10 protein-coding genes and 1 tRNA gene are annotated in these 19785 nt (G+C 62.5%); 3 read left to right on the top strand and 8 right to left on the bottom strand.

Annotation, left to right across the window (positions count from 1 at the left end; translation table 11 throughout):
• Positions 1-169 precede the first annotated feature (169 nt).
• From BMY71_RS06010 to BMY71_RS05980, 7 genes are all read right to left on the bottom strand, one after another.
• Positions 170-1201 (bottom strand): DUF7146 domain-containing protein, encoded by a 1032-nt coding sequence (locus BMY71_RS06010; RefSeq protein WP_092682351.1) that lies wholly within the window; start codon positions 1199-1201, stop codon positions 170-172.
• Complete coding sequence (locus BMY71_RS06005) at positions 1198-5577, bottom strand: strawberry notch-like NTP hydrolase domain-containing protein (protein ID WP_092682349.1); 4380 nt, start codon at positions 5575-5577, stop codon at positions 1198-1200. The genes BMY71_RS06010 and BMY71_RS06005 overlap by 4 nt, the downstream gene beginning before the upstream one ends.
• Positions 5578-5738: 161 nt before the next feature.
• Positions 5739-7850, bottom strand: a complete 2112-nt coding sequence (locus tag BMY71_RS06000) for a ParB/RepB/Spo0J family partition protein (protein WP_092682347.1) — start codon at positions 7848-7850, stop codon at positions 5739-5741.
• 127 nt (positions 7851-7977) lie between these two features.
• Positions 7978-8928, bottom strand: coding sequence for an ArdC family protein (locus BMY71_RS05995; protein WP_092682345.1), 951 nt, complete (start codon positions 8926-8928; stop codon positions 7978-7980).
• Between the two features lie 314 nt (positions 8929-9242).
• Complete coding sequence (locus tag BMY71_RS05990; RefSeq protein WP_092682343.1) at positions 9243-9905, bottom strand: hypothetical protein; 663 nt, start codon at positions 9903-9905, stop codon at positions 9243-9245.
• Positions 9902-10597 carry a hypothetical protein gene (locus BMY71_RS05985; protein WP_139202602.1) on the bottom strand — a complete coding sequence of 232 codons (696 nt, stop codon included), beginning with the start codon at positions 10595-10597 and terminating at the stop codon, positions 9902-9904. Before BMY71_RS05985 ends, BMY71_RS05990 begins: the two co-directional genes overlap by 4 nt.
• On the bottom strand, positions 10540-13032 hold the full coding sequence (locus tag BMY71_RS05980; protein WP_139202601.1) for an N-6 DNA methylase: 2493 nt from the start codon (positions 13030-13032) through the stop codon (positions 10540-10542). The genes BMY71_RS05985 and BMY71_RS05980 overlap by 58 nt, the downstream gene beginning before the upstream one ends.
• Before the next feature lie 341 nt (positions 13033-13373).
• Here BMY71_RS05980 and BMY71_RS05975 point away from each other — a divergent pair, with 341 nt between their 5' ends.
• A complete protein-coding gene (locus tag BMY71_RS05975; RefSeq protein WP_092682337.1) occupies positions 13374-15806 on the top strand; it encodes a type IA DNA topoisomerase in 2433 nt (810 codons plus the stop codon).
• A 449-nt stretch (positions 15807-16255) separates the two neighbouring features.
• Complete coding sequence (locus tag BMY71_RS05970; protein WP_347336022.1) at positions 16256-17968, top strand: recombinase family protein; 1713 nt, start codon at positions 16256-16258, stop codon at positions 17966-17968.
• Here the strand turns inward: BMY71_RS05970 and BMY71_RS05965 are convergent.
• Positions 17925-18001, bottom strand: a tRNA-Met gene (locus BMY71_RS05965). The genes BMY71_RS05970 and BMY71_RS05965 overlap by 44 nt on opposite strands.
• 285 nt (positions 18002-18286) lie before the next feature.
• On the opposite strand from BMY71_RS05965, the gene BMY71_RS05960 reads away from it, so the two are divergent.
• Positions 18287-19720, top strand: coding sequence for a coniferyl aldehyde dehydrogenase (locus BMY71_RS05960; RefSeq protein ID WP_092682485.1), 1434 nt, complete (start codon positions 18287-18289; stop codon positions 19718-19720).
• Positions 19721-19785 lie beyond the last annotated feature (65 nt).

Genomic DNA, 19785 nt, shown 5'->3' with positions numbered 1-19785 from the left:
CCGCCGGCGGAAAATAGTCGGCGAAGCCATTGCGGATCCGGAACGCTTGCCGCATCGATCGCCCTCTCAAGAAGGCCGTGCGCGCGGTGCTCTCCGCCACACTGGGAGCATCCCCGATCGATCATGCGGGGTAGTAAGGCGTGCCGCCCGCTTCCGTCCCCTCATCCCATCAGAGCGGCATGAATCTCGTGATGTCGTCCGGGACAATCTGCGTCCGCACCGCTGCCCATAGCGCGTCGATGCCGAGCTGCCGCAGATCTTCGTTGAAATCGCCGCCCCAGGGCGACAGCGCTATCGCCTCGATCCCTGCCGACTCGGTTCGTCCAAGCAGACATTCCAGCGCGCCGTCGCCGGCCGGATCGTTGTCGCGAACGATATAGAGCCGGCGCAGTGTTGCCGGAAAAAGGATGGCGGCCAGATGCGCGGCTGAGAGCGCGGCAGCCATCGGCATGGTAGCCATGACGGAGCGAACCGACAGCATGGTTTCGATGCCCTCGCCCGCCGCCATCACGTCATCGGCCACACCGAAGTGGACCGCGTTGCCGAGCAGATCGCCCATCGCGCGCCGCGGCGTGTCGATCGATGCCTTGTCGCGCCCGGAGGGGTCGAGCCAGGTCCGATGCACGCCGGTGATACGTCCCTCGAGATCGGTGACGGCTGCGATCAGTGCAGGCCAAGTCTCGGTCGGCGCATCCCTATCCGGACGATAGTAGCAGCGGGGGTGGAAGCGCAGGCTCCCCACGCCATCAAGATCGGTGATGCCGCGGTGATGCAGATAGACTGCCGCCAACGTCCCGGCAATCGGTTCCGACATCGCGAACAGACGCCGCGCTGATTGCGGCGAGCCGGTGGGTACTGGAGATGACGATGTGCGATAGTCCAGCACTGGATCAGGTCGTGGCAGGTTCAGGAAGCGCCGCGCCTCCTCAGCGACATCGCGGAAATCCACCAGGCCGCAGCTTTCGCGGATCACGTCGAGCAGATCGCCATACTCGCTGGTGGCGGCATCAGTCCATTTGCCCGCACGGCGTCCACCGTCCCTGCCCGTCAGGCGGACGAACATCGAGCGACCGGCGGTGTTCCTGACGTCGCCGACCTGCCAATAATTGCCGACGCGACAGCCATTGGAGAGATAGTGGCGGCACACCGCCTCGGCCTCGCGCGCGAGGCAATGCGCCAGATCCGCCACGCTCGAGTTCACGCGGCGGCCCGATCAGCGATGCGGAGCACCGGATAGTGTTCCAGCACTTTGGCCAACACCACCGGGCCGGTCGCGTCGACCGGCACGAAGAAGCGCAGCTTCCAGGAGATGATTTCACTGAACAGGCCGTAGGCGCGCAGCCGCTCGCGCAACGGCTCCGAGAAGCCGGTCAATTCGATCCGGTTCGCACCCATCACACGGACGCGGCGCAGTTGAAGCGCTTCGGCCAGATCGATGATGGTCTTGCCGTCGAGCAACGCGACGAACGCCGCATCAGGCGTGATGGTCGAGATGCCCGCGTCGCTAGCGGTCGCCGCCCACGCCGCCGACACTTTACGGCCGATGATACGTTCCCCGGAGTCAGTCTGCAGACGATAGACCCGGGTCGATTCATTCGGCAACCGCTTCCAGATCGGCAGCAGCAAGCCAGCCACGATGTGAATCTCGCTGCAGGCAAATTCCGGGACGTCCGCCACTTCCGCCACCCAGGCGCGTGCAAAGGTGTCACGGTCGGCGTCCTGCCAATGGGTCTGCGGCATCAATGCCAACGGCAAGGTCGGATGCTCCATCGGCCGGATCAGCCGGACCCGGCGCTCCACCTCGCCATCGTCCAGCATGATGCTGCGGGTCGGAACCTGCACCGCCGCGCGACCGGACTGGCTGTTGACCAGACACAGCGCGCGCGGATCGGACAAGCGCTGCAGCGCTTCGTCGAGCGTCACCGGTCGGTTGCGCTCGCGCTGGGTGATGTTGAGAAGACGGGTCTCGGCCGAGGTGCCGGGATGGGTGTAGATGGTCTGCCGGCTGGTGACGGCAAAACTCTCGGCGGTCAGGGTTTCCAAGCCGGCGTCATAGCTGCCGGAGGCGATCGCGCCCTCAACGCGCGCGGTGAGCAATTGCTCGAACGCCGCAAACAGGATGTTCTGAAGCTCGATCGTCAGTGCCAGCAGCCGGTTCAGGAAAGTGGTGATCGGCGGCAGGTCGTCCCTGATTCCGTTGGAGTCGATCAGCTTCAGCCCGGTGGCGTCCTCGAACGCTTGCAGTGAGCAATCGGCGATCTTGCCGTTGACGAGCAGCAGATAGAGCTGCCGTAACGCATCGCGCGCGTAGTGGCTTTCAAGATTGTCTTCAGCTCGGAACAGGCCCTGCCCGCCGGTCTGGCGCTGGCCTTTGGTGATGGCGCCGAGCGTGTCGAGCCGCCGCGCGATGGTCGAGAGAAAGCGTTTCTCGGCCTTCACATTGGTGGCGATCGGCCGAAACAGCGGCGGTTGCGCCTGATTGGTGCGGTTGGTGCGGCCAAGCCCCTGGATTGCGGCATCGGCCTTCCATCCGGCTTCCAGCAGGTAATGCACCCGCAGGCGCCGGTTCTTGGCCGACAGCTCTGCGTGATAGGAGCGCCCGGTGCCGCCGGCTTCCGAGAACACCAGGATCCGTTTGACGTCGTCCATAAACGCCTGCGCCTCGCCGAGATTGGCGGAGCCGGCGCGGTTCTCCACGGCAAGGCGACCCGTGCCATCGGCGTTGGTCTTGCGGATGATGCGCCGGCAGCGTCCGGTCACCTCCGCGACCATGTCGGTGCCAAAGCGCTGCACGATCTGGTCGAGTGCACCATGCACACCCGGCAGCGAGGCCAGATGTTCGATCAGCCGGTCCCGCCGCGCGACCGCGTCCCGGCATTGCACCGGCTGGCCATCCCGGAACACCGGCCGTGACGACAAATTGCCTTCGCTGTCGGTAAAGGGTTCGTAGAGTTGGGTCGGAAACGAATGGGCGAGATAATCCAGCACGTATTCCCGCGGCGTGATGTCGACCTGGACGTCGCCCCATTCCTCGGTCGGGATTTCGGCAAGCCGGCGCTCCATCAGCGCCTCGCCGGTCGAGACGATCTGGATCACGGCGGCGTGGCCGTCGTGCAGATCCCGTTCGACCGACGCGATCAGCGTCGGCACCTTCATCGCTGTGATCAGGTGGTTGAAGAACCGCTGTTTTGCGGATTCGAATGCCGACCGGGCGGCGGATTTGGCCTGTGCGTTCAGCGTGCCGGTGGTGCCGGTGATGTTGGCGGCGCGCAACGCGGCATCGAGGTTGTTATGGATGATGCTGAAGGCACCGGCATAGGCGTCATAGATCCGGATCTGTTCCTCGGTGAGCCGGTGCTCGAGGAGTTGGTATTCCACCCCCTCGTAAGACAGCGACCGTGCCGCATAGAGGCCGAGCGCCTTGAGATCGCGGGCCAGCACTTCCATTGCGGCAACGCCACCGGCCTCGATCGCCTCGACGAACTCGGCGCGGGTGGCGAATGGAAAGTCATCGCCGCCCCACAGCCCCAGGCGCTGGGCATAGGCCAGATTATGCACCGTGGTGGCGCCGGTCGCCGAGACGTAGACGACGCGTGCGTTCGGCAGCGCGTGCTGCAGGCGAAGTCCGGCGCGGCCCTGCAGCGAAGCGACCTGGTCGCCGCGTTCGCCTTTGCCGCCTACCGCGTTCTGCATTGCGTGAGACTCGTCGAAGATGATCACACCGTCGAAACCCGCCCCGGCCTCAGAGCCTGCGTCGGCACCTAACCATTCCACGATCTGCTTCACCCGCGATATCTTGTCGTCACGGGCGTCGGAGCGTAGCGTGGCATAGGTCGTGAAAAGGATGCCTTGCTGCAGACGGATCGGGGTGCCCTGGCGAAACCGCGACAGCGGTGTCACCAGCAACCGTTCCTGTCCAAGCGCCGACCAATCGCGTTGGGCATCCTCGATCAGCTTGTCGGACTTGCTGATCCAGACCGCCTTGCGCCGTCCCTTCAGCCAATTGTCGAGCAGGATGCCGGCAACCTGTCGGCCCTTGCCGGCGCCGGTGCCGTCGCCGAGCATGAAGCCCAGGCGAAACCGCACCGCGGTCTCGGCGTCGTCGCGCGCGGCTGCGACAATGTCAAAAGTCTCATCGACGCTCCAGGATCCCGCGAGAGACTGCGCATGAGCTTCGCCCGCATAAATCACGGTTTCCAGTTGGGCATCTGACAGGAGGCCGCGTTCGACGACATCGGCTAGAAGATGCGGACGATAGCTCGGCTTCGGCGGCGCCACCGAGGCCATCGCCGCCGATTGCACCAGCCGGGTCGGATGCGCCTTCGCGCCGGGAAACCGGATCGACTGCAAGCTGTAGGCTTCATACAGCGCATCGGTGATGCTGCCGCCCTCGACCGGCTTCCAGTCGACGGTTTGATAGGCGAGTTCGATCGCCTCCGGCTCTTGAGGTTTGGCCGGGAAGGAGGAAGGCTTGGCGACGACCGGCTTCTGCGCGCGACCGATACCCGCCACCGATCGGACGGTCGAAGGGAGTGCTTGCGGAAGCGCGACCGGCAAACGCGACGGCACCAATTTTGTAATCCAGCCAATCAGCGTGGCAACGTCGGGAGCGACGCCTGGTGATGCCGGAAATGCGCTAGGATCATCGGCTGCCCGCTTGTCGATCAGGGTCAGGCGGGTGTCCATCGTGGTGCCGTGCTTGGCAAAGACCGCCCCGTCGATCGCCGCCGAGAACACCACCTGCCCGCGCTGCTGCAAGCTGACAAAGGCGTCGCGCCAGGTCGGATTGTCGGGTGCACAATTGGCGCCGGTGATAGTGACCAGACGCCCGCCATCGGCCAACCGCGCCAATGCCGATGAGATATGCCGCAATGCTGCGTCGGCCATCCGGCGATCGACATTGGCCACCGCCGAAAACGGCGGGTTCATCAGCACGACGCTCGTCGCAATGCCAACGCCAAGATGATCGTCGATCTGCGCGGCGTCGAAGCGCGTGACAGCGATGGTTGGGAAAAGTTGCGCCAGCAAGCCCGCACGTGTCTCGGCCAATTCGTTGAGGACGAGAGAGGCGCCGGTTAGTTCGGCGAGAATGGCGAAGAGTCCCGTGCCGGCCGATGGTTCAAGGACGATGTCAGAGGGAGTGATCGCCGCCGCGACCGATGCGGCCCAACCAAGTTCGATCGGCGTGCTGAACTGCTGCAGCGCCTGGCTTTCCTCGGAGCGTCGCGTGTGGGTGGGGAGAAGACCCGCAATCTTCGCCAGCATCGGCAGCATGGCGTCGGGCGACGCGGCACGTGCGCGCATCGCCGGGCCGAATTTGCGGAGAAACAGGACGGTCGCCGCCTCGCAGGCATCATAGGCGCTCTTCCAGTCCCAGGCGCCGTCGGCGTCCGAACCGTCAAAGGCTGTTTCCATCGTAGCGCGCAGGCCGGCCGCATCGATGCGTCGGCCGCGCTCCAACTGCGGGAGGATCAGCCGCGCCGCGGCAATGATACGAGCGGCAACTTCGGCGCCAGCCGACGACGCAGGAGATCGCACGGCATCAGTCACAGTCGTGGATGAATTTGTTAGGGTCATCGCAAGAGCCTCGGAGAGCGGGGAACGGTCGAGCCGTGGCGCGCTCTCTCAGCCCCGCCGGCTCAAACCCTCCCGGCCGAACTCTCACTCTCGCGATCGCTGGTATTGCTGCGGATCGCAATGGAATGGGCGGAGCGGCTTTCGCCGCCCCGCCCTCACGATCATTCAGCCGCGACTACGCGAGGCTGATCTTCGTCAGTCTCAGCCTGATCCTCGTCGTCGGCGGCGAGAAATTCAGGCAAAGCCTCGGCTTCACCGGTAGCCGCAGCAGTTTCGACGTCGGTCAGCCGCAGCGGTTCGGGCAGCCAGCCCGTTCCCTCCAATAGCCGCTCGGCCTCCCGCGCCATGTCGGCTTTCTTGAGGTGGTCGATCAACTGTGCCGACGATTCACCCTTGGCCTCGCGCACCGCTTCGAGAATGCGGGGTTTTGTGACCCGGCCGAGATAGTTGTCCACCCCTGTGGTCCAGCCTGCCGCGACCATGTCGAGGCCGACAGCGCGCGCCAGCACTTCGGCATGGTCGAGCCTGCGGCGAACGCAATGCGCAGAGACGCGGCCTTCATTGAAGCGACTGGCCGGTTCATAGAGCGCGTTGACGCCAAACGAGGCACAATGCGCGAACAGCGATGACTGCTCGGTGGCGTCGAAACCGATCAGCTTATCCCAGAGATCACCCTCCTCGCTCGGCAACCGAACCTTCCAGGCCTCATGGCGCGCCTCGATGGCTTTGGCCGACGCGCTGTCGTTGAGACCCGGCGCCTGTGCCGGCAGCGTCGGTGACCGGATCGCAATCTCCAGGCAACCGCTCGATGACGCGAAGCGATAGAACGTCGATAGCACGAAATTGTGCAGGACCGCGGTGAAGGCTATAGCCGGATCGTTGGCCAGCGCATTGCGCAGCGCCAGCGTCCGGTGCGCGGTCAGCTCGGTGATGAGGCGGTCCGGCAACGGCTTGATGACGTCGTCGTCGTCCTCTTCCGATTCAGCAGGAGCGCCACCGATGGTGATGACGGCGCGAGGTGCCGAAACGGCGTCCTCATCGTCGGGAGCTGATTCACCGCCCGCGGCGATTTCTGCCTCTCGATCGACGATCACCGGTGCCTCGTCTTCCGGGCGCACATAGCCGCGATCGACTGACAGCTTGCCTTCGGAATCGATGCTGACAAAGACGCCGGCGCGCGCGATGTCGGCCGCATCGAAGATCACCGGCCGGATGTCGAAGGCCGACAGCGCGGTCTCGATCTCGCCCAGGCGCTGATCGATCTCGTCCGGCAGTTCGTCGGCCTCGGCATAGTCGGCCTCGAGCCTGTCGTATTCGGCTCTAAGAGCAGCCATCGCCGCACGATCGTCTTCGCTCAACTCGACTGGAACACCGTCCAGCTCGCGCAAACCATGGCTATGGCCATAGGGAAAGTCGACCGCCGCCGAAATCCACTTCCAGCCTTCCGTGGCGATGGTCTCAGCTTCGGCTGTTAGCTTTTCGGTGACGAGACGATCGAGCAGCGCCACGTCCTGCAGCCAACCGCCATCGTCATGTTCGAACAGGTCGCGTGAGATATTGCCGCCGGCCTGCTGATAGGCATCGAGCCCGATGAACTGGGCGCGGCGGTCCGAGGCGCGGACGCTGTTCTCGGTCAGCATCCGCCGGATCTGGTACGGCTGATCGAGCTGAGAGCGGCTGACATGGTCCCAGACTTGCTCCTGGCGCGCGTGGTCGGCGGTGACGGAAAACGCCATCAACTGTTCCAGCGTCATGCCGTCGTCGGCATAGACCTCGTGGAGCTTCGGCGATACCGCGGCCAGGCGCAGGCGCTGCTTGACGATCGCCGGCGTCACAAAGTGTCGGGCGGCGATGTCCTCTTCGCTCATGCCACCGTCGTGAAGCGCCTTGAAGGCGCGGAACTGGTCGAGCGGGTGGAGTCCGATCCGCTCATCGTTTTCGGCGAGCGAGTCGTCCTCAGCGATACCCTCGTCCCGGACCACGCACGGCACCGGTTGCGTCTTCGCCATCCGCTTCTGCTTCACCAACAGTTCGAGCGCGCGGTATCGCCGGCCACCGGCCGGCACCTCGAACATGCCTGTCTCTTGGCCATCGGCGTCCACCACCGCGCGGACGTTCAGGCTCTGCAGCAGGGTGCGCAGCGCGATGCTCTCCGCCAATTGCTCGATCGAGACGCCCGCCTTGACGCGGCGGACATTGGACTGGCTCAAGACCAGCTTGTTGAACGGAATGTCACGCGACGAGCTGAGCTTGATCTTCTGAACTGACGCCATCTTCGTATCTCCGCGACGGGCGGCCGAGAGCCTCTCTCGACCTGGAAACCCGTCACGGAAATCCCGGCCTCCCTCTCACTCTCCAAGGCACCGCAGCAAGTGAAGGCCGCGGCAGCCGGCGACGGCGTCACGCCGCTTGTTCACGCTTCTCTGTGCCGGCGTCGGTCGCCGACGGCGTAAAGGCCAGCAGGAAATCCGCGGCCTTCGACGCCGCGCTCGCCGCCCGCACCACGGCGCGGTTGTCCTCGCGCAGCACGTCCAGCCAGGAGCCGATGTAGTCGGCGTGGCGCACCGTCGGCACGATGCCGAGCGAGGCGCAGACAAAGGCGCCGGCGATTTCGGCGACGAGTTCTTCCCGGGCGTAAGGTTTTGAGCCGCGTAATCCGGAATGATGGCGGTTGAGCCGTGAGCTATGGCCGGTCCAATGCCCAAGCTCATGAAACGCAGTGCGGTGCCAATTGATCGGCTCGAAATACGCCGCTGGCGGCGGCACCTGCACAAAATCGCCCGTCGGGTTGTAGTACGCGCGCGGGCCACCGATGCGGAAATCTGCGCCGGTAGCGACAATCAAGGCCTCGGCCTGCGGTTCGATCTGTCCGGGCGGCGGCGGAATGACAACGGCCGCGACGTCTTCGGGCAGTCCCTCGCACTGATCGGTGTTGAATACGGTGAACCGCTTCAGAAACGGAATGGCGCCCGCCTCCTCGCCGGTCTCAGCGGCGCGGCGCCGTTCGTCCTCGGGCGTGAACCGATCAGCATAGACCACGGTTGTGCCGCGTTCGCCCTTCCGGACATGACCGCCGAGGCTAAGCGCTTGCCGGAAGGTGAGCCAGCTCTGGCCGGAAAAACCTCCCTCGATCACGGCCCCCCACAGGATCAGGATGTTGATCCCGGAATAGCGACGCTTCGTCGTCGCGTTGCGCGGCAAGGCCAGCGACGCGTTCGCCGAAGCCGTCCCCCATGGCTGCACCCAGGGGACGCGGCCGGCCTCAAGTTCGGCGATGATTTTGTCGGTGATTTCGGAATAGAGGTTGGCACGACCTTCGTCGGCGCGGTCTTGAGTAGTGGTCCTGGACATCGCGGTTCTCCGCGACGGGCGCCGGAAGGCTCTCTCTCGACCTCATCCCGTCTCGGCCAAACCGGCCCGCACTCTCACTCTCGGACGGCATGGCTAGGCTGAATCGTCAGGAACCGGGCCGAGCGCCGGAAAGCGCACTTGCGTCCGGGATGGAAGCCCGAAGGGTGAAGACCTCCGTAGCGAGGCTTCATCCAAACCGACAGCCCGGTCCATAAGGCGACGCCAGAAAAGCCCGCGGTCATTCGGGGGGGCATCTAGGCGTGGCTTCCTTCCGGAAAATTCGAGCTCCGGGGACCACGCTTCGACCATGGTCTTCACCCTGGCAATGGAACAAACAGGTGCGCCAACTGAAACGGTGTGACGTGCGGCGCGCTCCTTTGGTGGGCTGAATCGAACGCCGCGATTTTCGGCAGAAGTTCTGAATCCTTCTTGATGCCCGCGCATCGAAGGTCGGTGCCATCTTTCTCCAATTCGAGCAGAAGCAGGCTCGGATCGTCAGATGCGGACTTACGAAGCAATGCGAACATCGCACCCGCGGTTGCCGATCCGCTGTAACGACCGACAACAAACCGCATCACGCCGTCCAGCAAATACTTCTCACGACGTTGCAGTTTCCCGTCGAGTATCTTGAACTCGATGATAAATCCCGACACACCGTAGAGACGCCATTCAATGTCAGTGCGGGCAATGCATTTGGGTAACCCAGTCGCCTTATCGAGAACGTATTCCGACAACTCGCCATAGAAGTCGCCTGCAAAGGGTTGTTCACCCGCGTCCTGTCGTTCGCGTAAATGTGCCGCAAGCGCCTGTGTCAATTGCGGCTCGGTACGTTTCTGCATTGGCGGCTCCGAGCCTTTATAAAAGTCGGCATAAGCGAGCCATGTCTCGTGTACGTAAGCGAGCAAGGCTGAAACCGGAAGTTCGCCGAACAGGTCGATGAAGGGACTATCGGCAGTCAAGCCCTTGACGTCGCTCATAACGGCCTCTTCGTTCGTCGAATGGCCTTTATCTCGGCCGCCAGTTTGCTGGCGTCTTCGATTGCGGCGCGTTCAAGCCAAAACCGGGTTACGAGGGGTTTGACGATCGTGATGCGATCATCCTTGACAACGATGACGTCAGGCACGGTCAGCATTTGCTCGGGACTGCCGTCGATGGCGGTGGCGACTGTACTGAGAAGTTCGGCAACCACGCGATCGTCTTCTAAACGGCTGACCATGGCTTTGCGCGGTTTGGATTCCGAGATCGTGACAATGACGCCGCCGAGAGGAACGCTGCGCGCTGTCCACGCAACTGCGCTCAACTCGCCCTTGCCGCCAGTCGCGTCACGCCATTCAGTTAGAACCTGCACCAGTCGCTGACAGTATCGATCGATCTGGTCCCGCGCCGGAGGCCGCCGCATCGATTTCACAAGCATCTCGTAGCTGAGACTACCCGGCTGTAGAGAGGGCCCTGCATAGGTCGCCAGTTCCTGGACGAGCACACGCTCGTCCGGTCGCAGCGCAAAATAATCGAAGACGAGCTCTTCGAATTCGGGCTTGCGTGCGGCGTATTTCGCCGGCCGATTCAGCGGTTCTGCGCTTTCGATTGCGCTGAAGAGACGATCAACTTTCTTCAGAATGGCTTGGGCTTTTTTCGGTTGTGGATGCTTGCGACCGGCCAATATGGCCAACTCAGCAACTCGTTGACGTGCAGCTTTGGGCGTTCGGCCGCGACTGACGGACTCAGCAGTAGCGACAGCCACGTTCCCATCGACGAGCGCATATACGCCGTCAAAAAACGAGCCTCAAGCCTGCCAGTTTCCGTGTCGGGTGCCGATAACACACCGACGGAGTGCTGAAAGCTGAACGGGTCCTCTGCGAACACCGCCTTCACGCCATTCTCGGGATGAGTCCCGTCCGGCCAGATCACACGGGGACCTTTGAAATTGCGTCGCAGTTCGTCCGGCTCTCGTGCGATGCGCTCGTATGGAAATCGCTCCAAACAAAGTCTATCCACGATGGGTAGATCACCGGGGATCCGCTCTGCCTTGAGAAATTTGTGAGTCAGCAGCCATCGCGATGGGCTTACAGATCGCAAATGCTGCGGGACACGCCGATCATTATCGACCCGATGGAAGCCCTTGCCTTTCTCCCATCCAAAACGGGCGCGCAGATCGTTGACCGAGCCGAATTGCCAGAGACGTTCGAGCAATGCGAGGTCTTGTAAGGTGCCCCAATAGCGAAGGCGTAGATGCGGCGTCTCATCGATCAATGCCGTGGCGCGCATGATCGTCCGATCGGCGCCATGCAGCGTAAGACGGCCGAAGGCAAGCGCGATATCCGTCTTGGGTGTCCAATATTCAAACTGCTCAACGGAAAGGTCGTCGACGGCCTCGGCGCGCCGCGTCGCAATCATCACGACAAAGGGGTGGTCCGCGTCGACGAAAATAAGCCGCCGCATATCGGCAAAATTCGTGATGCGCTTGATCTTGTAACGCGAAAGCAGATTCGCCCGGAAGCGCCGCGTGCTCGGCTCCGCCGAGATGAACAGACCGATCGGCAAGATCATCGCCACACGGCCGGACGCACTCAACGATTCTGCCGCTGCTAGAGCGAACGCTGCTGCGATTTGCCGCTTGGGCCAGTGTACGGTAGCTGGTTGACGCTCAGCCCATGCTTCGACGACAGCAGTTTCCGGGTCCCCTGGCGGCATCTCTCGCCATGGAGGGTTTGACAGAAACACCGTGTATTGCTCGCGGTTGATCGCTTCGCTCTTTTGGCTGAAGAAATTGCCATGGCCATTGCTTCGAATATTCTTCTTGAGCGACGGCAGTTTGTGTCCGCCTTTGCGCAGGAGCTCAAGGTCGCGTGGCGCGAGGTCGGACAGGAGGGCCAAATAGAGGCTGAACGCTGTCAGTCGGCATGCGTCTTCATCAATGTCGCTGCCGAAGATGTGTCCAAGCAAAAGACTGCAACGCGCTGCGAAGTCATGGTTGTTGTCGTCGTCTTTGGGAAGCGCAGCCGCTCGCTGCGCACGCATCAGCCGTCGAAATGCCGCGGTGAGAAGCATACCCGAACCGCAGGCACCATCGAAGATGCGCTGCTCCAGCGGATTGCGGCCAGCGAGCGCCTGTTCAACCACCCAATCTGACAGCAGCCGCGGCGTATAATAGGCCCCCTGTTTCCGCTTGCCGGTTGCGCTTTCGCCGGCTTCCGTTTCCGCCGCTGCCTTCTGGCCGAGGAACGTTTCGTAGATGCCGGCAATCAATTCGATTGGAATCTGCGCGAAATTATAACGCCAAAAGGCGGTCTGACCGGAGCGCAGCACGGTGCGACGCAGGAATTGATGGAGATCCTCGAACGCATTTGACGGCAAGCCGCGCCACATCCCCTCCTTGCGGCCATCGGTCGCGAGGAAATCTCCATTGAAGTCCTTCTGAAGCTGACCGAACAATCGCTCGAGGCCGCTTACGTCACCCTTCTCAAGAAGCTCGATCAAAGTCGATACGTTGCGGCTCGCACGATACGCGTCGGTGATGATCTCTCGATCTTCGAGATACGCCACGAAGATGACCGAAGCGGTCAGTTCGCGTGCGATATTGGCCGTGACGGCACCTGATAGCCGTTCAACCAATACCCGCACGTTGTCGAGCAATGTCTTGTCGACCCGCTTATGTGGATCAAACCAGGTAGCCCGGTTCTTGAGAATTTCTCCGCTCAACAATCCCTGGAAGGAGAAGTCTGCGAGCTTTTCGCCGCCTTCCGCTACAATTCTCTCGCGCGGGGCCTGAGGATCGTCGACGGACCAAGCATCGACATAATCATCCGCTGCCACCAGAACGATGCGAGCCAGATTTTGGTTCCAGAGCCGTTCGCAAAACCGGCGAATCTGGTTCGCCTGGGCGTTCTCGTCACCCTTGAGTTGCGCGGAATCCACCAGACAAACAGTCGGCACTCGATCGATGCAAAGAACGGCCGACGCGCCGACATCGCCAGCCGCGTCGAACATCCCCACCACCTCGGTAGCAAAGGGATGATCCGCAGAAACTTGATTGGCATCGGCCAACAGCGCGCCAGGCACTTCGCCATATCCCAAGTCCCTGGTCCAACGCTCAACCGTGCTCACGGGCGCCCCTTCGATCCCCAGCGCCGCAAATCCAAGCGCGATGGCGAGATTAACCCATAATTCACAACGTTTCGTTTCCGCAGGTCGTCAGCGATCCAACAAGACAGTGCGCAGCCTACCGGCAGCCATTTGTTCTCTATATGTTCTTATCCACTCCCTCGGTCAAGCGGGTTCACCAGAGGGGGCCAGAATGCTGCCCGACCAAGTCGAAACGAGGCGCCCCGCGAAGTGTCGAGCGGAATCCGGCAGCGCGAGGCCGTGGGGCGCTTGCATGTGCCCTTTGTTCGCTTTATGTTCCATTTCGGAAATTGGCATATTCTGAGTGGCGCTCTCAGCCCGAAATGTCCGATCAGATCGTCATCACCGAGAAGACCAGCCAGGCGAAAGACGTCCGAGAAGCTGTCGGGTCTCGCTACGGCGAGATCCTGCCGGCCGAAGGTCATCTGTTCGATCTGCTGGAACCAGAGGATGTCGTGCCCGCCTGGAAGCGGTGGTCGCCGATCCTGTTGCGCCCCGAGGGGCTTTACGACACGCGTCCGGCCTCGGGCGGAAACAAGACCGCCAAGCTCAAGGCTATCCGCGAAGCGCTGCGGACGGCCAAACGGGTCTGGCTCGCGACCGATTGCGACCGCGAAGGCCAGCTGATCGGCCAGGAGATTCTCGAACACTACAACTACTGCGGCGAGGTTATGCGCGTGTTGTTTACTGCACAGGATTCGCAGACGATCCGCGCGGCGTTTGAGACGGCAAAGCCGAACGCCGACTATGCGCGGCTCTACGCCGCCGCCGTGGCGCGCCGGCAGGCCGACCAGATCTACAATCTGTCGCTGACCCGCACGGCGACCGTCATCCTGGGACAGGGCGCGCGGCGTGTGATTGGCGTCGGGCGCGTGAAAACGCCGACCTTGGCGATCGTTTGCCGACGCGAATTGGAAATCCGCAATTTCGTCCCCCTCGCCTATTTCGAGATTGTCGCCACCGCCAAAGTCGAGGGCGGGCAATTCCAGATGCGGCACGCCCCTCAAGAGCGAATTGTCCGGCGCGAGGTGGCCGAGGCCGTCGCAGACGCTGCGCGGGATTTCGAGGGCGGACTTGGCGTGCGCGTCGAGGACAAACGGCAAGGGCCGCCGAAACTGCACGATCTGCCGTCGCTGCAGAAGCTGTGCGGCTCCCGCTTCGGCTGGCCGGCCAGCAAGACGCTCGACGTAGCGCAGCAGCTCTATGACGGCCAGGGCAAGAAGATCATCGCCTACCCTCGCGCCGAAGTCCGCTACCTGCCGCAAAGCTTGATCGCGGACGTGCCGCGGATCGTGGCCGGATTGCAGGCGGGGCAATCTTTTGGCGCAATCCCGGTGCCCGAACCGCCGGTGATCCGCAGGGGCGCGAGCGGCACATTTCACGACAAGGGATTGGAGGGGGCTAGCCATCACGCCATCATCCCCAACGTCAACACCATCGACAGGCTGCCGGAAGTCTGGCCGCGGCTGTCGTCCGACGAGAAGAAACTATTCGACGTCATCGCACGCGCCTATCTGGCCGCGCTGATGCCCGACTTCCGCTATCGGCAGACCACCGCGACGCTCGACGTGCGCGGCTTCGAATTCCGCGCCGCCGGTCGGCAGCCGATCGACCTCGGCTGGCGCGCCGCCTTCCCCGAATGGCAACCCGCCGAGGAAAAGGGAGACGACGCCCAATTGCTGCCGGCGCTACGCAACGGCGAGACGGCGCAGTTGCAGGATCCCAAAATCGAGGACAAGGAAACCCGGCCGCCGCCGCGTTACAACGAAGGCACGCTGATTGAAGCCATGCAAAATGCCTGGCGCTTCGTCGATGACGAGGCGCTGCGCGATCGCCTCAAGGAAGCTAAGGGCATCGGCACGCCGGCGACGCGGGCCGAGATCATCGGCGGACTGAAGAAGCAGGCTTTTCTGGTGATCCAGGGCAAGCACATCGTGCCGACCGACGCCGGTCTGTCGCTGTTCGGCATTCTGCAAAGAGCCGATCCCGCCCTGGTCGATCCCGGCGTGACAGCGCAACTGGAATGCCTGCTCGACGATGTCGTCGTCGGCAAACAAGAGATGCTCGGCGCGATCGATGCCGTGTGCAATGTCGCGCAACGCATCATCGGCAAGCTGACCGACAGCACCGCCGCTGGAAGCCCCGCCTTGCTCGGCGACGGCGCAGCCAGTTCCGCCCGATCCTTTCCGCCGACACCGGCGATGAAGCGCTATGCCGACAGCATCGCCCGGCAACTCGGCATCAAACCGCCCTCCGGCTACAAGACTTCGATATCGATCTGCGGTGCGTTTCTGAAACAACATGCCCCGAAGAAGACCGACGGCGATTCAAACGAGACGGCCGAACCCACGCCGGCGAGTGCGGCGCAACTGTCCTACGCCCGGAAGATCGCGATCGCGAAAGGCATCGTCGTTCCGGATGAGGCCAAGACCAACTCCAGCGCCATGGCCGCGTGGCTCGATTCGAACAAAGGGACGGCGAAGCGCCGGAACGGCCATTGCAAGGCCGCGGCGAGAACCACTGGAACAAGCACCTCCCGATCGATCGCATCGCGGAAGCGAGTTCGGAAATCGAAAACTGCGGCGGCGGCCGATGCAGCGCCAAGGCCGCCAAAGTCCGCAAGAGACACACCGCTGCGAATTCCCTATGGCAACAAGGAAGTCGCACTCAAGCTCGGCGCGCGTTATCGCAACGGGGGCTGGTTCGCTCCGCCCGGCATCGACCTCGCCGCATTCAGCGAACGGGGATGGCTGTAGCTATTCTGCCTACGATGGCACCGCCACAACCGCGAAATACCTGAGGGAATCGCCGAAAAGGACGCCAGTCCAAATGCGGTGCGCAACGACGCGGATGCCTGCAGCGTTTGTTTTCGGATGCCGAAGCGCGCAGGTCTTTGCGCGACGCTAAACTACTCTCCGCTACCCTAGAGTCAGAACTCGTTCGCAGGCACCGCCGCTCCTATCCAATAATCGGACCCAATTTCCGTTGTCGTTGTCCCCCGATGTGCCGATGGTACTCGGGACAAACACCGTGCAATCGGCAGAAATTGGCGCTACGATGAAAGAGGTCGTTGCTCAAGAGCGCAGAACCGTCGTCCACCTTGGACGGCCGGACTTGGTGCTCGTGCCACGGAGTGGCGGCGGCCCCGATCCGCGCCTCGTTGAGCTTGTACGTCTACTGGCTCGTAGCGCGGCGCAAGACTGGTATGAGCAGCTTGCCGAGGAGCACCGTCCAAAGCGCTCCTGAGCTGGCAGGAGATTGTCACATGAAGGTCGCGCTCTACGCCCGATACTCCACCGACAACCAGCGTGACGCCTCGATCACGGACCAGTTTCGCGTCTGTCGTGCCTATGCCGAGAAGCAAGGCTGGCAGATCGTGGAGCAGTATTCCGACCACGCAATTTCCGGTGCATCGCTCCTGCGTGCTGGCATCCAAGCCCTGATTGCTGATGCCTTGCGCGGTCGATTTCAGGTGGTGATGGCCGAGGCGATGGATCGCCTATCCCGTGACCAGGAGGATATCGCCGGCGTGTTCAAGCGCATGGCCTACGCCGGGGTCAAAATCATTACTCTATCCGAAGGCGAGGTTACGCATCTTCACGTCGGCCTCAAGGGCACGATGAACGCGCTCTTTCTCAAGGATCTTGCCGACAAGACTCGCCGAGGATTGCGCGGCCGCGTTGAACTGGGCAAGTCCGGTGGCGGCAACTCCTACGGCTACGATGTCGTCAAACAATTTGATGCAAATGGCGAGCCTATAAGGGGTGATCGAACTATCAATCTGGCTGAAGCCGAGGTGGTTCGCCGCATCTATCGTGACTATGTTATTGGCAAATCAGCAAAGCGGATTGCAGTCGAACTGAATAGGGACGGCATACGGGCACCCGGCGGCGGAGATTGGGGTTTCAGCACAATCAATGGCAACGCCAAACGCGGAAATGGTATCCTCAATAACGAAATGTACGTTGGCCGCATCGTCTGGAATCGACAGCGCTTTATCAAGGACCCTGAGACAGGAAAGCGTCAGGCGCGCCCAAATCCTTCGGCGGAATGGATCATTCAGGAAGTGCCAGAGCTGCGCATCATAGACGATGAGCTCTGGAACGCCGCCAAGGCTAGGCAGGAGACGATCAAGACAGGGCACGGCGAGGACGGTCGCGAAGTGCAGAACAGCTTCCGTGACCGGCGGCGTCCAAAATACATATTCTCAGGCCTGATCAAATGCGCATGTTGCGGCGGTGGATACGCCATGATCTCAGCGGACCTAACCGGCTGCTCGACTGCGAGGAACAAGGGAACCTGCGCAAACCGCAAAAGCATCCCGCGTGCCCGGCTGGAGGAGCGAGTGCTGAACGCATTGCGTCACCATCTGATGGATCCCGCGCTCTTCAAGGAGTTCTGCGACGAGTTCACACGCGAGATGAATCGTCTTCGGATCGAATGCTCGGCGTCACTCGACGGTTTGCGATCCGAGGTGAAGCGGATCGAGCATGAACTCGACACCTTGCTGAACCTGATCCTCAAGGGCGGAGCGGCCGACCGGATCAACGCCAAGATGGTCCAACTGGAGGGGCGAAAATCTGAGCTTGAGCGACTACTCGCCAACGCCGAGGAGCCACCGCCGCTCCTCCATCCTGAAATGGCGACTTTCTATCGCGAAAAAGTCGCAGCTCTCCACGAAGCGCTGCAGGACGATAGTGAAGCAACACGGCTGAAGGCCGGTGAAATCCTACGATCCCTCGTCAAGGAGATCGTGCTGACGCCTCAGAATGATGAGCTGAAAATCGATGTCCGAGGCGACCTCGCTGGAATCCTTGCGATTTCCCTCAAAACGAAAACCCCGGCCACAAGGACCGGGGTTTCGCAAGTTGAGATGGTTGCGGGGATAGGATTTGAACCTATGACCTTCAGGTTATGAGCCTGACGAGCTACCGGGCTGCTCCACCCCGCGATAAACTTTTGCGCGGCTTTTCAGAAAACCAAAGTGAACGGTCAACGCCGTGGGGCGCTGATCGATCCTCCCGGAAGGTTCCTGAGAAGGCTGCCCGTGGGCTGATGCCCGGGGCGCGAGGGGTGTGTACCAATGCCCGGGGGGTTTGGGAAGGCCCGTGACGGATATTTTCAAGATATTATGACGACCGGAACCCGATGCGGTTGCCCGATGCCCCTGCTCCTGCAAGACTTCGTCAAAATCGGCCCAAATCCAGACAAAAGGCCGCAACAGGTGGAGCGCATCATGGACCAGCCGTTGAGCGGATTCGGCGGCAACGCCCTGCAGGACAGCTTTCACCGGATGCTCGACCGCTCCCGAGCCGAAGCGCCGGCGACGCTGGAGCAGCGGCTCGACAGGCTGGCGCGGCTCCGCAGTGTTCTGAAGGACAATGAAAAGCGATTCGAGCAGGCGATCTCCGCCGATTTCGGCCATCGCTGCGCGATCGAGACCATGATCGCCGAGACGCTCAGCCTGCTCGGCGACATCAAGCACACCAGCAAGCACATCAAATCCTGGATGGCGCCGCGCAAGGTCGCGACCCAGCCGCAATTCTGGCCGGGCAAGAACCGGCTGATCCCGCAGCCGCTCGGCGTGGTCGGCATCATCGCGCCGTGGAATTATCCGCTGCAGCTGACGCTGGCGCCGGCGATCGGCGCGCTGGCCGCCGGCAACCGGGTGATGATCAAGCCGAGCGAATTGTCGCCGGCGTTCTCGGCTCTGTTGCAGGAAACAATCGCCGCAAAGTTCGACCCCGCCGAGATGATCGTGACCGGGATCGAGGACGGCGTCGCCGAGGCGTTCGCGAAGCTGCCGTTCGACCATCTGATGTTCACCGGCTCCACGCGGGTGGGCCGGATCGTCGCAGAAGCCGCCGGGCGTAACCTCACGCCGGTCACGCTCGAACTCGGCGGCAAATCCCCGACCATCGTCGACCGCTCCGCCGACCTCGACGAGGTGGCGCCGCGGATCGCCTACGCCAAGCTGATGAATGCGGGCCAGACCTGCATCGCGCCGGACTATGTGCTGGCGCCGCAAGACATGGTCGAGGCACTGGCGGCAAAGATCCGCGACGCGATGCAGCGGATGTTCGGCTCCGATCCCGCCAACAAGGACTACACCTCGATTGTCGCCGACCGGCATTATGCGCGGCTGAAGGGCCTCGTCGACGACGCTGCGGCGCGCGGCGCGCGGCTGCTGCAGCCGGCCGCGGCCGACGACGCGGCGTGGCAAGGACAGCGCAAGTTTCCGCCGACAGTGGTGCTCGGCGCCACGTCCGACATGAAGATCATGCAGGAAGAGATCTTCGGCCCGCTGTTGCCGATCCTCGGTTACGATGATCCGGCCGAGCCGATCGCCTTCATCAATTCACGCGACCGCCCGCTGGCGCTGTACTGGTTCGGCAAGGACGAGGCGGCGCGCGACGAGGTGCTGGCGCGGACCGTGTCCGGCGGCGTCACCATCGACGACTGCCTGGTGCATTTCGCCCAGGTCAACCAGCCGATGGGCGGCGTCGGCGCGTCGGGAACGGGCTCCTATCACGGCGAATGGGGGTTCAACACCTTCACCCAACTCAAGCCGGTGTTCTATCGCTCGCCCTATAACCGCTTCGCCGATCTGTATCCGCCCTACGGCGGCAAAATCACGCGGCTTGCGAAAGTGCTGCGCTGGATTTCCTGATCTGACGACCCGCCCGGTCAACGAGCCGGCGCGGCCAATAACAACGACACAACAAATCATTCGGG

Origin of the sequence: Rhodopseudomonas pseudopalustris (assembly GCF_900110435.1) — a bacterium.
In the GTDB taxonomy this organism is placed as follows: Bacteria; Pseudomonadota; Alphaproteobacteria; order Rhizobiales; family Xanthobacteraceae; genus Rhodopseudomonas; species Rhodopseudomonas pseudopalustris.
The sequence above is the reverse complement of the archived record's forward strand: the minus strand, read 5'-3'. Positions and strand labels throughout refer to the sequence as shown.